Annotated in this window: 10 protein-coding genes; 3 read left to right on the plus strand and 7 right to left on the minus strand. The window is 73.1% G+C overall.

Annotated features, from left to right (window positions below; translation table 11 throughout):
• Positions 1–286 precede the first annotated feature (286 nt).
• The 6 genes from AC3CHW_RS03630 to AC3CHW_RS03655 form a co-directional block, all read right to left on the minus strand.
• A complete protein-coding gene (locus AC3CHW_RS03630; protein ID WP_176165076.1) occupies positions 287–1,732 on the minus strand; it encodes a glyceraldehyde-3-phosphate dehydrogenase in 1,446 nt (481 codons plus the stop codon).
• A 338-nt stretch (positions 1,733–2,070) separates the two neighbouring features.
• Positions 2,071–2,874, minus strand: coding sequence for an FHA domain-containing protein (locus AC3CHW_RS03635; protein WP_488469546.1), 804 nt, complete (start codon positions 2,872–2,874; stop codon positions 2,071–2,073).
• Complete coding sequence (locus AC3CHW_RS03640; protein ID WP_488469547.1) at positions 2,871–4,229, minus strand: protein kinase domain-containing protein; 1,359 nt, start codon at positions 4,227–4,229, stop codon at positions 2,871–2,873. The genes AC3CHW_RS03635 and AC3CHW_RS03640 overlap by 4 nt, the downstream gene beginning before the upstream one ends.
• A 13-nt stretch (positions 4,230–4,242) precedes the next feature.
• Positions 4,243–6,408, minus strand: a complete 2,166-nt coding sequence (locus AC3CHW_RS03645; protein WP_488469548.1) for a serine/threonine-protein kinase — start codon at positions 6,406–6,408, stop codon at positions 4,243–4,245.
• A gap of 302 nt (positions 6,409–6,710) precedes the next feature.
• Entirely contained in the window at positions 6,711–7,424 is a 714-nt protein-coding gene (locus tag AC3CHW_RS03650) for a LuxR family transcriptional regulator (RefSeq protein WP_398606857.1), read from the minus strand.
• Between the two features lie 1,398 nt (positions 7,425–8,822).
• Positions 8,823–9,734, minus strand: coding sequence for a LysR family transcriptional regulator (locus AC3CHW_RS03655; RefSeq protein WP_488469549.1), 912 nt, complete (start codon positions 9,732–9,734; stop codon positions 8,823–8,825).
• Positions 9,735–9,758: 24 nt separating this feature from the next.
• Between AC3CHW_RS03655 and AC3CHW_RS03660 the strand changes: the two genes are divergently transcribed.
• The 3 genes from AC3CHW_RS03660 (at position 9,759) to AC3CHW_RS03670 (ending at position 13,478) form a co-directional block, all read left to right on the plus strand.
• Entirely contained in the window at positions 9,759–10,790 is a 1,032-nt protein-coding gene (locus AC3CHW_RS03660) for an MBL fold metallo-hydrolase (RefSeq protein ID WP_488469550.1), read from the plus strand.
• Between the two features lie 133 nt (positions 10,791–10,923).
• Complete coding sequence (htpG, locus tag AC3CHW_RS03665) at positions 10,924–12,885, plus strand: molecular chaperone HtpG (protein ID WP_488469551.1); 1,962 nt, start codon at positions 10,924–10,926, stop codon at positions 12,883–12,885.
• A gap of 131 nt (positions 12,886–13,016) precedes the next feature.
• Positions 13,017–13,478, plus strand: coding sequence for an NUDIX hydrolase (locus AC3CHW_RS03670; RefSeq protein WP_488469552.1), 462 nt, complete (start codon positions 13,017–13,019; stop codon positions 13,476–13,478).
• Positions 13,479–13,605: 127 nt separating this feature from the next.
• Here the strand turns inward: AC3CHW_RS03670 and AC3CHW_RS03675 are convergent, their stop codons facing one another.
• A complete protein-coding gene (locus AC3CHW_RS03675; protein WP_398606853.1) occupies positions 13,606–14,532 on the minus strand; it encodes an alpha/beta hydrolase fold domain-containing protein in 927 nt (308 codons plus the stop codon).
• Between the last annotated feature and the right edge of the window lie 44 nt (positions 14,533–14,576).

Below are 14,576 nucleotides of genomic sequence, written 5' to 3' on the forward strand. Positions count from 1 at the left end.
GTCCGTCGTTTTCGACTGGCTGCGGGCTGCGGGCTGCGGAACCCATGGGACTCGGTAAACGCCTGAGCGGCCTGGCACAGGATCTCGCCTTGCGAGACTCCGAACACCTCGGACAACTGGTCGAGCTGGTCTACTCACCACCGGGGAACCGAGCACTGAGCTTTGTGTCTGCGCGCCTCGTCACGGTGTGGGATCACCACTCATGAGGTCACGTCACGACGAGAAACCCCACCACGGTTCATGTGGTGGGGCTTCGTCGTCTCCCCCGGTTGAGGGCACCAGAGGCTCAGGTCTGCGGGGCCGGGTAGGTCGGGTACTCCACCCCGGAGACGTGCTGGACGACCCGGATGACCTGGCACGAGTAGCCGAACTCGTTGTCGTACCAGAGGTAGAGGATGGCGTCGTCGCCCTCGACCTTGGTGGCGCCGGCGTCGACGATCGAGGCGTGGCGCGAGCCGATGAAGTCGCTGGAGACCGCGTCGGGGGCGCTGATGAAGTCGATCTGGCGCTTGAGCGGCGAGGTCAGCGACACGTTGCGCAGGTAGTCCAGGACCTCCTCGCGGGTGGTCTCGCGCGCCAGTCGCAGGCTCAGGATCGCGATCGACACGTCCGGCACCGGGACGCGGATCGAGCTGCCGGTGATCCGCGCGTTGAGGTCGGGCAGCGCCTTGGCGACGGCCGAGGCGGCGCCGGTCTCGGTGATGACCATGTTGAGCGCGGCGGAGCGACCACGTCGGTCGGACTTGTGGTAGTTGTCCAGCAGGTTCTGGTCGTTGGTGAACGAGTGGACGGTCTCCACGTGGCCGCGCAGCACGCCGTACTCGTCCGCCATCGCCTTCAGCGGCGGGACGATCGCGTTGGTGGTGCAGGACGCGCAGGACAGGATGCGCTCGTCCGGCTTGATCGTGTCGTGGTTGACGCCGTGCACGATGTTGGGGACGTCGCCCTTGCCCGGCGCGGTCAGCACGACCTTGGCGACACCGGGGCGCAGGTGCTGCGAGAGGCCCGCGCGGTCGCGCCACTTGCCCGTGTTGTCCACGAGGATGGCGTCCTTGATGCCGTACGCCGTGTAGTCCACCGAGGACGGGTCGTCGGCGTAGATCAGCTTGATCTCGTTGCCGTTGGCGATGATCTTGCTGTTCGCCTCGTCAACGGTGATCGTGCCCTGGAACTGGCCGTGAATGGAGTCCCGGCGCAGCAGCGACGCGCGCTTGACGATGTCCTGGCCCGCTCCCTTGCGGACCACGATGGCGCGCAGCCGCAGGCCGTTGCCCGAGCCGGCCTTCTCGATGAGGAGGCGGGCGATGAGGCGGCCGATGCGGCCGAAGCCGTAGAGCACGACGTCGCGCGGCTCCCGGCACTCGATCTTGTTGGCGCCGGTGGCCCCGGCGACGGCTTCAGCGGTGAACTCCGCCACCGACAGACCACGGTCGTCGGTGCGGTACAGCGCGGCGAGCATGCCGATGTCGATCTGGGAAGGGCCGAGATCGAGCGCGGCGAGCGCCTGGAGGAACGGCAGCGTCTCGGTGACCGAGAGCTCCTCACCGGCGATCTGCCGAGCGAATCGATGCGTCTTCAGGATGCTGACGACCGATTTGTTCACCAGGGAGCGGCTGTGCAGCAGGACGGTGACGTCCCGCTCGCGCTGCAGCTTCCCGATGATCGGGATCATCGACTCCGCGATCTCCTCGCGGTTCTTCCAGTCAGTGAACGAGTCCTCATTGACAGTCACAGATTTATCTTTCGAGCTAGGCGGTGCTCACATGTTAGCCCTCCACCGTTTGGCTGGTTCATTCGGTGCTAGTGACATGCGCCATGCCGCCGCGCAGCCGCCTCTCGCGTACGGCGTACGGGGCGCGGACGGCGTACCAGGCTGGTGGGGGCTCCGCACTCGGAGCCGCCGGTGCTCTCGCCGCAGCGGCCCGCGGTGCGCCTGAGGTGCGCGCGGTGCGCCCGCGATGTCTGGGGCGACCGGTTTCGGTTGGTCGCCGGTGCTCGGGTACGGGGGATGGGCTCGCGCGGCGCGTCGGGGGCGCCGGGGCACTGGTCCTCACTGGTCCCTACTGGCCCTTACTGGTCGAGCGGGCGGGGGTCGGCCTGGTCGAGCTGGTGGAGGTCGGCGCGGGTGAGCGTGGTGGTGACCAGGAGGTTGTTGATCAGGTTGTGGTTGAGCGCGTTGCCGACCGGCGGGGGGATCTCCTCCTCCAACAGGCCGGCCACCCCGTACTCCTTGCTCAGCCGGTGGCGTACGAGGGTGACGATGTGCGCGGCCCGCTTGGCGGTCCACCGCTCGTCCGGCCGCAACTCGCCCAGCTCGAAGGCGACCTGGCTCCACGTCAGCGGTTGCGGGTGGGGGTCGGCGCACAGGTAGCGCTGGCCGAGGCAGGTGAGCACCAGCCGCTCGTCCCGACTCAGCTCGTGCGCGTCGCCGTCGAAGGTGTCCGCCCCGCAGGACGCCGGCGAGCCCCCGCCTCGCGGCGCGGACGCGGTGACGCGGACCTCCAGGAGGTGTTCCTGCCGGGTCGAGACGATGAACAACGGCGTGTACCCCGGGGAGAGTTCGGCCGTGTTGCCGCCCAGGACCAGCCGGGAGCCCGGGAGGCGGATGGGCAGCTTGCCGGTGTTGCGCAGCACCCAGCGGGACGCCTCGCGGGTGATCAGCCCCTGGCGGCGGCTGACCCGTCGGTCGGCGGCGCCCACGCAGACGTGGACGTCCGGCAGGTTGCGCCCGAACATCAGCGGGAAGTCCGCGTCCGGCGCCACGGACATGCCACCGTTGGTGCCCAGCACGAAGAGCGTGCCAGGCCGTGCGGCGGGGGCCGTGCGGCTGAGGCTCCCGATGTCCTGGGGCAGGAGGCTGACCTTGCTCGTCATGGTGTGAGCCCTTCCTCGTCGACGGCCCCGACCCTAGGCAGAAGGCTCGGGGAGGGGTCCCGAAACGCCACCGAGCCGCTGACGTCCATCGGGTACGGCGTCGGGCCGATCAGGGGGCGGATCGGGTGCGGGCCGTGCCACTGCTCCGCGCCGTCCACGCGTACCCGGCACCTGACGGCTGGCGTGGGCGCGGTGAGCCGCAACCGCCAGTCGACACGGCCCTGTCGGCGCGCGACCGGCACCGACTTCCGCCAGGTCAGCGACACGTCGTGGAGCGTGGTGAAGCGACCGTTCACGGCGTAGGCCAGCGAGGCGAGCGGGCCGTCGCCGGTGACCTCGAACTGCACCAGCACGGGCCGCGCCGAGGACGCCGGCGGCGTGCCGGTGGGCGCGGCGGCCGGCCCGGTGCCGCCGGGTGGCCGGGAGGGGGCCGGGCGTGGCCCAGCGCCGGGCCGGTCGACGAGCCAGTCGAGGGCGGTGGCCCCGCCGAGCACCAGGGCGCTGGCGCCGGCGCCGACGAGCAGGCGCCGGGACAGCGCCGCGCGCGGCGGCGCGGGTGGGTTGGCCGCGGCGCTGGCCTCCGCGTCGATGGCCGCCATGATCGTCGGCGGCAGCCAGCCGGCGGCCAGCGGCGGCGCGGCCGGCGCCAACGCGGCGAGCCGGGCGGTCAGTTCGGCGGCCGTGGGCCGGGCGGCGGCGTCGGGGTGGCGGCAGTCGGCGATCACGGCGTCCAGTTCCGCGTCCCGGCCCCGCTGGCCGCGTGCGTGCGCCAGCGTCGAGCCGAGCGCGTAGACGTCGCTGGGCGGGCCGGGCGTGCCCGCCATCTGTTCGGGCGACATGAAGCCCGACGAGCCGGCGAGGCCGGTGGCGCGGGCGCCGGCCGCGATGCCGAAGTCGATGAGCCGCGGCCCGTCGGCGGTCAGCAGCACGTTGGCCGGCTTGACGTCGAGGTGGACGATGCCGGCGCGGTGGACCGCGGCGAGCGACTCGGCCAGGCCCGCCGCCAGCCGGCGCAGCGCGTCGGCCGGCAGCGGGCCGCGGCGCGCCACCGCGTCGCGCAGCGACACCGCCGGCAGGAACTCGGTCGCCATCCACGGCGGCGTGCTCGTCAGGGACGCGTCCAGCACGGGCGGGCCGTGCGGGCCGCCGACGGCCGTGGTCGCCCACACCTCGCGCCGGAAGCGGGCGCGGAACCCCGGCTGGTCGGCGAGGTCGGCGTGCGGCACCTTGACGGCTACCGCCCGGCCGCCGGGCGACCGCCCCAGGTAGACGGTGGCGGTGGCGCCGGCGCCGATGCGCGCCAACACCCGGTACCGCCCCAGGACGCGGGGGTCGCCCTGCCCCAGCCGCTCCATGTGCGCCCTTCGTTCACTCGGGTGGCTCGACGGCCTCGACGTACCCGTCCGGCGTGCTCAACAGCACGAGCCCGGCGACGGCCACGGCCTGGGAGCCGACGATCGACTGCGACCCGGGGGCGGTCCAGGCGCCGTACGTCCACACGACGCGGCCGTCGCTCGCGTCCAGCGCGTACACGGTCTGCTCCGGTCCCTGGGCCCAGAGCAGGCCGCCGGCCAGGTGGAGCGTGTCCGACTCGGCGAGCATCCGGGTCGGCCGGCCCAACCGCCGTGACCACGCCTGGGTTCCGGTGCGGGCGCGCAGCGCGCGGACGCGGCCGTCCACCTCGCCCACGTAGACCAGACCGCCTCCCGCGTGCCGCACCGAACTGCGGTAGTCCACCGGGTGCCGCCAGGCGGTGGAGCCGTCCTCGGCGCGCAGCGCGTACAGCGTGCCCAGCACGTCGCGCGTGACCACCAGGCCGTCGCTGATCAGGCTGTGACCGGCGGACTCGGGCAGCTCGCGCCGCCAGCGGGCCCGCCCGCTGCGCGCGTCCCAGGCACCCAGCGCGCCCTCGTCCACGGCCACCACCAACCCCGCGCCCGCGGCCAGGGAGGCCCCCGCCGAGCGCGCGGCCCAGCGGTGCCGCCCGTCGGCGGCGGCCAGCGCGCGCACCTCGCCGGCGACCGAGACGCAGACCACCGCGTCGGTGGCCACCGTTCCCGACGCGAAGAACGGCATCCCGCGCGTCCAGCGGACGGCCTGCGTCACCGGGTGCAGGGCGCGCAGCACGTAGAGCTCGGTGCTCTCGCGGGGCCGGTCGTCGAAGAGGTACACCGTGTCCGGCCCGGTCGAGACGGCGTCCCCGAAGGTGCGCTGGTCGCTGGCGCGCGTCCACAGGACCCGGCCGCCGCGCGGGTCGATGGAGCCGGCCCGGTGCGCCCCGTCGGCGGCCACCACCGCCGCGCCCACGCGGTACAGGCGCGGTGAGGCCCGGCCGTGGAAGACCCTCGTACGCCAACGCCGGGTGGCCACCGGGTGCCGGGGGGTGCGCACCGGCCGCGGCGGGCCGGCCGGTGGCGCCGGCGGGCCCTGCGGCGTCGGTCGCTCGTCGCGGGAGCCCCACCGGCGGGCGACCGGGACGGCGACGCCGGCGGCCACGCCCGCGACGGCGAGGGGCACCAGCAGCGTGCGCCGGCGCACGGCCGGGGGCTCCGGCCCGGCGTCGACACTCGCCTCTGTCGGCCCGACCGTGGACCCCGGGACCGGCACCGGCGCGTGGGGCGTCGCCGCGCCGGGGTGGTACGGGACGGGCGCGGGGGCGGCGCGTACGGAGCGGCGGTCGATCTCCTGCGCGAGCGGGGCGGGCAGCCACCCCGTGCCCTGCACCGACGCCTCGGGTTCGCCGAGGCGGTCGAGGAGCGCGCTGGCCGTGGGGCGCCGCTCGGGCCTGCGGCGCAGGCAGCTCACGATCAGGGGGCGCACCCCGCGGTCCGCGATCCCGGCGAGGTCCGGTCGGGCCTGCCGGACGCGCTCCAGCGTGGCCGCCCGGTCCGCGCCGGTGAACGGTTCCCGTCCGGTCGCCGTGAACGCGAGCACCGCGCCCAGCGCGAAGACGTCGCCCGCGGGGCCGGCCGCGTCGCCCGACGCCTGCTCGGGCGACATGAAGCCCACGGTGCCGAGCAGCGCGCCGTGCTGCGTGATGGGGTCCTCGCCGTCCGGGCGCGCGATCCCGAAGTCGATGACCCGGGGCCCGCTGGCGGTGAGCATGATGTTGGCCGGCTTGAGGTCCCGGTGGGTCAGGCCCGCCCGGTGGATGTCGGCGACGGCCTCGGCCAGGGCGGCGGCCAGCAGCCGCAGCGCGCGCGACGGCAGCGGGCCGTACGTCTCGACGGCCGCGCGCAGCGTCAGGCCCGGCAGGTACTCCATGACCAGCCACGGGGTCGCGGCGTCCGGGTCGGCGTCCAGCAGCGGCGCGGTGTAGGTCCCGGTCACCCGGCGGGCGGCGATCACCTCGCGGCGGAAGCGGGCCCGGAAGTGGGCGTCGCGGCCCACGTGCGCGCGCATGACCTTGACCGCCACGAGCCGGCCGCCGGGCGAGCGGCCGAGGTAGACGACGCCCATCCCGCCCGCGCCGAGCCTGCCCAGCAGCCGGTGGCTTCCCACGTGCCGCGGATCACCGGGCAGCAGCGGCTCCACCGGTGCTCCCCTCCGCCGTCCCCACGCCGTACGCGATCGACCGCGGAGCCGTCGTCTCCCGCATCGGTCACCCCACCAACTGCGCTCCCCCACAAGGACATTGCCGACTGTAGCCGGATGTCGGGCGCGGCGGGACGGCCTGGTGCGGTGACCGGTGGCGGTCACGACGCCGGGCGGCCCGCCGGGCACGGCGCCGCCCCCGACGGCGGGTGCCTGCCGTCGGGGGCGCGGCCCGGGCGTGCGCGGGGCGCGCCCGGGTGTCGGGCGCGCCCCGGGTGGGGCACCGCGCGCGGGGCGGGTGCTCAGGAGCCGCCGGGTACCGAGGGCAGGAGTCCCAGCTCCACGGCCCGAGCGCCGGCCTGGAAGCGCGAGTTGGCCCCCAGCTCGCGGATGATCTCGGCGACGTACCGGCGGTAGGTACGCACGGAGATGCTGAGCCCCCGGGCCGCCGCCTCGTCGGTGCGTCCCGAGCTGAGGGCCAGCAGTATCTGGCGGGCCGTGTCGCTGCGCACGTGGTCGCTGAGCCGCCGGTAGTCGGCGAGGGTGGGGCTGTTCGTCCAGGAGACCTGGAAGAGCGCCCGCAGGTTGCGCAGCACGTCGGGGGCGCGCACCACGGCGAGGCCGCCGATCGACGGGCCGGTGCGCGACCAGGCCACGCCCACGGTCCCGTCGGCGATCACCGCTTCGTGCAGCGACTCGCGGACCAGGCGCACGTGCACGTCGGGCGCGTAGGTGTCGAGCAGCTCCATGAAGAAGCGGTGCTCCAGCAGGGCCATCCCGGCCAGCAGCCGGACCTCGACGCCCCGCGTGGCGGCCTGGCCGAGTCGCGGCACGAGCCGGGCGGCCTCGCCGTCGCCGCATGCGGAGAGGATGACGACCAGCGACCGCTCCGCCGCGTCGATCGCGCGGGCCACGGCCCCGGCGCCCTCGGCGGGGTCCAGTGTGGCCAGGAGTTGTTCGTCGGCATCGCGTCGGTCGGCGACGGATTCGGAGAGTCCGCGGGTCTGCACCGCCATTCGCTCTCGCCCAGCGGCGGGCATTCGGCCCGCCGTGGGTAATTCCGCGCCGCCGGGACGCCGTGGGCCGGGAACGGTGGGGTCAGGGCCTCCGGAGGAATCCGTAGCGCCGTTGACTTCATTGACAGAGATGCTTGGCACAGCTCCCCCTAAAACATGGCCATTTCTTCGCCGCAACGTTCCATTGCCGAGGTAGGGCCACCGTCTCGGACGTATTCCGAGGCGTGGAGTCCAATGAAGAGAAGGGGCGCGAGTTGACCGGCGGCCCGGTCTTCGCATTGCGGCAGGGCCACGTTCACACTTCCCCCGCCCCGCACGCATGCCATTCACGGAGAGCACGACCGGTAGTTGCCGTACCCATCCGCAAACCCCCTCACCATGACGGCGACACTACTCAGCGAATACATGAAAAGTCAAATACTTCGCGCGGCAGAAATACCTGCCGAATAACACGAGATCGGGCAGCTCAAATAGCCGCTGACACACCACTCCGCAAGGCGTTCGATCATCCGGCGCAATCGCACGCGACGCGGCGTTCACGGCATTCACGACAGGCCCGCCGAGCACGACGGGGCAGCTTTGCACAGGCTTACGTGAGTGGACGCGTAGGACGACTCCCATCGTCTCGCAGGGCACGTTCCGAGAATTTTCCCCGTCGACTGGCGAAAGATCGGGAACACCGAGGATCACCCGATACACGGAGCACGTTCCGGCCGCCTCGCTTTCCGTCACCAGGCCGCGTGGAAGACACCCCACCCGGGGTGTCCGAGTGGCGTTCAATTGCACTCTGCCGAGCCCGCTCCCATGGAAACAAGGGTGGGATAAGGGCCGAAAATGCGCCTACCAAACTGCCCGAACGGGCGCTGAAACCCACCCGTTGCGAGGAATGGCGCCGAGCTGGGTTCCGCTTTTTGCCCGAACCGGGCAGCCAGGGCGGGGGAACGGACACAGTCCCTCTCCGAAAAGAGAGTGACATACCTCACAGCCCTCGGGGTTCTCCCCGCTGAGCTGGGCTTTTGTCGAATCGGACGGTGACAGAAAGCTGTCACAAACTGTCACCGCAGCGGACTGACCGCCACACCGCGCGCCACGCGATGCTCACACACCACTCACGAGCCGCCCGTTCGGCGCCCGTTCCCAGGCCCCGCCCTTCCGCCCGCGGCACCCGACCGGGCCCGAGTCGGATACCGGAGGGCGCGCGTGCCCCACACATCAAGCCGAGCCTTCACGGCGTCGACCGGCGACTCCCCCACCAGCACGTCCACCAGCGGCGCCTTGCGCACGCGCGGCGCGAGCTCGTACGGACCGACCGGTCGAGCGGGCCTTCGACGAGGTCCTTGGGCGCTTCGGCACGCTGGACATCAGCGTCAACACCGCCGACATGATGCGCCTCCCGGATCAGCCGGACCCCACCCCGCCGGGGTCGGCGGGCGCCGGGCGGGGTGCGCGGGCCCGGTAGTGGTCGGCGGCGATGCGGACGAAGGAGCGTACGAGCGGCGTGGGACGCTCCGCCCGCCAGGCGATGACCAACCGGCTCGGCGGCGCGTCGGTCAGCGGGACCACGGTGAGCCCCGCGGGCAGGGCGTGGCCGAGCGGTGCCAGGCCCACCGAGCCGCTCCACAGCACGGACTGCAGGCACTCGTGGACGGTGCGCACGACGGGGCCCGGCCGGCGCCGTTCCGGCTCGCTCGTCGCGGCCCAGAACGCCTGCCACACCGGGTCGGTGCCGTCCGGGAAGCGGAACCACGGGCGGTCGGCGACGTCGGCCAGGCACACCTGGTCGCGGCCGGCCAGCGGGTCGTCGGCGCGCAGGACGACCCCGACCGGGTCCGAGCCCAGCACGTGGGTGGCGATGCCGTCGCTCGCGAACGGCGCCCGGGTCAGGGCCACGTCCACGAGGCCGGCGCGCAGCCCGGCCGTCGGATCGGCGAAGTCAGCCTCGCGGACGGCGACGCGTACACCGGGGTGCCGGTCCCGGAACGCGGCGGCCAGCGCCGCGCCGGTCTGCTCGACGCTGTCGGCGAGGGTGCCCAGCGTCACGGTGGTCGCCCCGGCCGCGGCGACCACCCGGGCGCGGGCCCGTTCGGCCTGTGCCAGCAGGGCCCGCGCCTCCTCGTACAGCAGCGCGCCGGCGGGGGTGAGGGCCACGCCGCTGGGCGAGCGGCGCAGCAGGGCGCAGCCGAGGTCGGTCTCCAACCGCTGGATGGCCCGGCTCAGCGGGGGCTGGGTCATCTGGAGGCGCGCGGCGGCCCTGCCGAAGTGGAGTTCCTCGGCCACCGCCACGAAGTAGCGCAACGTGCGTAGCTCCATCAGCGGCGACGATACCCGTACGGCATGGGGCATGCCCGATCGGTGTTGGACGCCCCGGTCGGCGAGGCGGTGGACTGGGTCGGGCCGGAACCGCCGGCCGACCGCGCCCGCGACCCGGGCGCCCCGTCACCGCCCCGCACCCCAGGAGTCCCCGTGTCCGATGCCGTGTTGTCCGCCTCGTCCGAGCCCCTCGTCCATGTCGCGGGCGCCCGGGAGATCGCCCGGGACGTGCTGGTCATCCCGGACCGGCGGGTGCAACTGGTGCCCAACATCGGCCTGATCGGCGGCGAGCACTCGGTGCTGGTGGTCGACACGGGCCTGGGGCCGGGCAACGCGCGACGGGTGCTGGACTTCGCGCTCGACTACGCCGGGGGGCGCGAGCTGTACCTGACGACCACGCACTTCCACCCGGAACACGCCTACGGGGCGCAGGTCTTCGCCGGGGCGGCGACGTACCTGGTCAACCGGGCCCAGGCCGAGGACCTCACGGTGAAGGGCGCCGGGTACCTGGAGATGTTCCGGGGGCTCGGCGAGCCCGTGGCGCGCCAGCTCGCCGGCGTCGAACTCCCCCGGCCCGACGTCGTCTACGGCCAGGCCCACCGCCTGGACCTGGGCGGCCGGGTGGTGCACCTGCAGGCCACGGGCCGGGCCCACAGCAGGGGTGACCAGGTGGTGACGGTGCCGGACGTGGGGGTGATGTTCACCGGGGACCTGGTGGAGGCCCGGCAGTTCGCGATCTTCCCGTGGTTCCCGCCACACGACATCGACGTGTCGGGCACCCGTTGGCTGGCGGTCGTGCGACGGCTGGCGGCCGAGGCGCCGCGCGTCGTGGTCCCCGGCCACGGCGAGGTCGGCGGCCCGCGACTGCTGGCCGACGTGCGTGACTACCTGCAACTCCTGTGGGACGAGACGTGGATGCGGCGCGCCGGGGCCGCCAGCGAGCAGACGCACGTCGAGGAGATCGAGGCGCTGATGGTCCAGCGGCACCCGGACTGGTCCGGTCGCGAGTGGATCGCGAAGGGCGTCGCGTGCCTGTGCGCCGAGCACACCGGCTGACCGCCGCGTACGCCCCCGGGCGCGGGTCGCGGGGCCGCTCGTCGGGCGCCCCCGCAACCACGCGGTGACAGGCTGTTCTACAGTGCCAGGGTCAGTACCGTCACCTGGTGGCCCGAAAAGGAAAAAACGGATTATGCCGACAGAGACGTTCGAGTTTCAGGTGGAAGCGCGCCAGCTTCTCCAGTTGATGATCCACTCGATTTACTCGAACAAGGACGTGTTCCTGCGCGAACTCGTCTCCAACGCCTCCGACGCGCTGGACAAGCTGCGTCTCGAAGCGCTCCGCGACGACTCGCTCGACGTGGACGTGTCAGACCTCCACATCGACATCGAGGCCGACAAGAGCGCCCGTACGCTGACCGTGCGGGACAACGGCATCGGCATGTCGCGCGAGGAGGTCATCAAGCTCATCGGGACGATCGCCAACTCGGGCACCGCGGCGTTCCTGCGCGAACTGAAGGAGGCGCAGGACGCCAAGGACGCGGCGTCGACCGAGGGGTTGATCGGCCAGTTCGGCGTCGGCTTCTACGCCAGCTTCATGGTGGCCGACCAGGTCACGCTGCTGACCCGGCGGGCGGGCGAGAGCCAGGGCACGCGCTGGACCTCCGACGGCGAGGGCACGTACAGCATCGAGGACGTCGCGGACGCGCCGCAGGGCACCTCCGTCACGCTGCGGCTCAAGCCGGAGGACAGCGAGGACCGGCTGCACGACTACACCGCGCCGTGGAAGATCAGGGAGATCGTCAAGCGGTACTCGGACTTCATCACCTGGCCCATCAGGATGGCCGCCGAGCCCGCCGCGACGGCGAGCGACGACGCGGCGGACCCCGACGACGCCAAGGACGCCGACGACACCGCGAAGGCGACCGAGCCCGAGACGCTGAACTCGATGAAGGCGCTGTGGGCGCGCTCGCGGGACGAGGTGAGCGACGACGAGTACCACGAGCTGTACAAGCACATCAGCCACGACTGGAACGACCCGCTCGAAACCATCCGGCTGCACGCGGAGGGCACCTTCGAGTACCAGGCCCTGTTGTTCATCCCGGCGCACGCGCCGCAGGACATGTTCATGCAGGACTTCAAGCGCGGCATCCAGCTCTACGTGAAGCGCGTCTTCATCATGGACCACTGCGAGGCGCTGCTGCCGCCGTACCTGCGCTTCGTCAAGGGCGTGGTCGACGCGCAGGACCTGTCGCTGAACGTCTCGCGCGAGATCCTGCAGCAGGACCGGCAGATCCAGTTGATGCACCGCCGGTTGGCCAAGAAGGTGCTCTCCACGATCAAGGACATGCGCGCCTCGCACGCCGACCGGTACGCCACGTTCTGGCGGGAGTTCGGGCCGGTCCTCAAGGAGGGGCTGCTCAGCGACTTCGAGAACCGCGACGCGATCCTCGGCGTCTCCTCGTTCGCCTCCACCCACGACGCGCAGGAGCTGACGACCCTGCGGGAGTACGTGGAGCGGATGAAGGAGGGCCAGCAGGACATCTACTTCATGACGGGCGAGTCCCGGCAGGCCATCGAGAACTCGCCGCACATGGAGGCGTTCCGCGCCAAGGGCATCGAGGTGCTGCTGCTGACCGACCCGGTCGACGAGGTGTGGGTGCAGGCCGTCCCCGAGTTCGAGGGCAAGCAACTGCGCTCGATCGCCAAGGGCGAGGTGGACCTCGACACCGAGGAGGAGAAGGCGGAGGCCGACTCCGCGCGCGAGAAGCGGCAGGAGGAGTTCGCGGACCTGCTGACGTGGATGAAGGAGCGGCTGGGCGAGCACGTCAAGGAGGTGCGACTGTCCTCGCGCCTGACCGTCTCGCCCGCCTGCGTCGTCTCGGACACCCACGACGTCACCCCGGCGCTGCAGAACATGTACCGCGCCATGGGCCAGGAGGTGCCGACCGCCAAGCGCATCCTCGAACTCAACCCGGACCACGCACTGGTCAGCGGCCTCAACAAGGCCCGCGCCGCCCGCGAGGGCGACGACGGCCTGGCGGAGACCGCCGAGCTGATCTACGACATGGCGCTGCTGGCCGAGGGCGGGGAGCTGACCGACCCCGCGCGCTTCGTCAAGCTCATGGCCGACCGCCTGGAGCGCGCGCTGTGAGCCAGCCCGTGAGCCGCTGACCCGGGCCCGACCGCCGCGCCGCCCCGCGAGCCCCTCCCACCGGAGGCGCCCGCGGGGCGGCGTCGTACACCGGCTCGCGTCGGACGGGGCGGATGGTCGACCCTACGGGGATGAGCCAGCCCAGAATCCGCGTCGCCGCCTACGTGCTCCGCCACCGCGCCGCCCGCCCGGAACTCCTGGTCTTCGACCACGTCGGACTGCCGGAGGCCGGCACCCAGGTCCCGGCGGGCGGGGTCGAGCCGGGCGAGAGCTTCGAGGAGGCGGCGCTGCGCGAGGTCGCCGAGGAGACGGGGCTGCGGACGGCCACCGCCGTCCGCGAGCTCGCCGTCGAGGACAAGCCACACCCCGAGACCGGGCAGCCGCGCAGGACCACCTTCCTCCTGCTGCGCGCACCGGCCGACGCCCCCGACGCCTGGCGGCACCACGTCACGGGCACCGACACGGACGCGGGCCTCACGTTCGCGTGCCGCTTCCTCCCCCTCCCCCTGGCCCGACCGCTGGCCGACGACCAGGACGCCTGGCTGGGCCGCGTCGACCCGCGGCTGGCGACCGCCCCGGGGGGCGGGCGGTAGGGGCGGGGTCGGTGCGCGGCCCGGGGCGCGGGCCCGCGCCGGCCGCGCTGGTCCGCCGTGCGGCTCCCCGGTCCCGCGCCCCGGCCCGCCGCCCCGGCGCCCGCGCGTTCCGGACAGTGACGGGGCGTCAGGACAGTTGCCGGGCCAGGAAGTCGATCGACTCGGCCACCACCGGGGCGATGTCCGGCAGGTCGAAGAAGCAGTGGTCGGCGCCCTCCACCGAGCGCAGCACGACGTCGTTGCCGGCCGAGGCCAGGGCGGCGGCGAGCCGTTCGCTGTGGTGGTACGGCACCTCCCGGTCGCTCAGGCCGTGCTGGATGAGGAAGGGCGGCGCCGGCCGGTCGGTGTAGCTGAGCGGGCTGGCGAGGCGGGCCAGGTACGGCCACTGCTCGGAGCGCGGGCCGAGCAGGGTCTCGGCCGGGTCCGGCACGTGCGCGGTGCCGGGGGGCGCGACGCGGTGCAGCGTGGACAGCAGACTGGCCAGGTCGGTCACCCCGTACCAGTCCACGACGGCCTGGACCGCGCTGCTGGGTCCGGTGAGCCCGATGTCGCCCTCCAGCACCGGGTCGTCGGTCGGGACGAGGCCGAGCAGTGCCGCCAGATGCCCGCCCGCGGACTCGCCCCACGCCCCGACGCGGGCGGCGTCGACGCCCAGGGCCTCGGCGAAGTGGCGCACGTAGCGCACGGCGGCCTTGGCGTCGTGCAACTGGGCGGGGAAGGGGGCCTCGCGGCTGTGGCGGTAGTCGACGCGTACCACCGCCAGCCCCGCGTCGAGCAGCCCGTCGAAGATCATCTCGGGGGTGACGGTGGGCGGCGGGTAGCGTCGGTCGCCGAACAGCCAGCCGCCGCCGTGCACCCACACCACGACCGGCGGTGGGGTGTCCGTCGCGGGGACCAGCACGTCCAGCAGACAGGGCCGGTAGCCGGGGATGACGGCGTAGGTCAGCCCGTCGAAGTGACGTACGCCGGCCTCGTCCGAGCGCGCCGGGGTCGGCGGGAGGCACACCGGCATGGTCCAGCCGTCGGCCCGGGGGTCCTGGTGCGGTTCGGTCATCGTGCTGCCTTTCGTGCGGTACGGGATCGTACGGTCGTACGACC

The organism is Streptomyces sp. MGP-BFMKR1, from assembly GCF_057766585.1.

Excerpts from the sequence above, each read along its gene's own strand:
- AC3CHW_RS03635 (WP_488469546.1), bottom strand. The coding sequence starts at position 2,874 with ATGACGAGCAAGGTCAGCCTCCTGCCCCAGGACATCGGGAGCCTCAGC.
- AC3CHW_RS03640 (WP_488469547.1), bottom strand. The coding sequence starts at position 4,229 with ATGGAGCGGCTGGGGCAGGGCGACCCCCGCGTCCTGGGGCGGTACCGG.
- AC3CHW_RS03650 (WP_398606857.1), bottom strand. The coding sequence starts at position 7,424 with ATGGCGGTGCAGACCCGCGGACTCTCCGAATCCGTCGCCGACCGACGC.
- AC3CHW_RS03655 (WP_488469549.1), bottom strand. The coding sequence starts at position 9,734 with ATGGAGCTACGCACGTTGCGCTACTTCGTGGCGGTGGCCGAGGAACTC.
- AC3CHW_RS03660 (WP_488469550.1), top strand. The coding sequence starts at position 9,759 with ATGGGGCATGCCCGATCGGTGTTGGACGCCCCGGTCGGCGAGGCGGTG.
- htpG (WP_488469551.1), top strand. The coding sequence starts at position 10,924 with ATGCCGACAGAGACGTTCGAGTTTCAGGTGGAAGCGCGCCAGCTTCTC.
- AC3CHW_RS03670 (WP_488469552.1), top strand. The coding sequence starts at position 13,017 with ATGAGCCAGCCCAGAATCCGCGTCGCCGCCTACGTGCTCCGCCACCGC.
- AC3CHW_RS03675 (WP_398606853.1), bottom strand. The coding sequence starts at position 14,532 with ATGACCGAACCGCACCAGGACCCCCGGGCCGACGGCTGGACCATGCCG.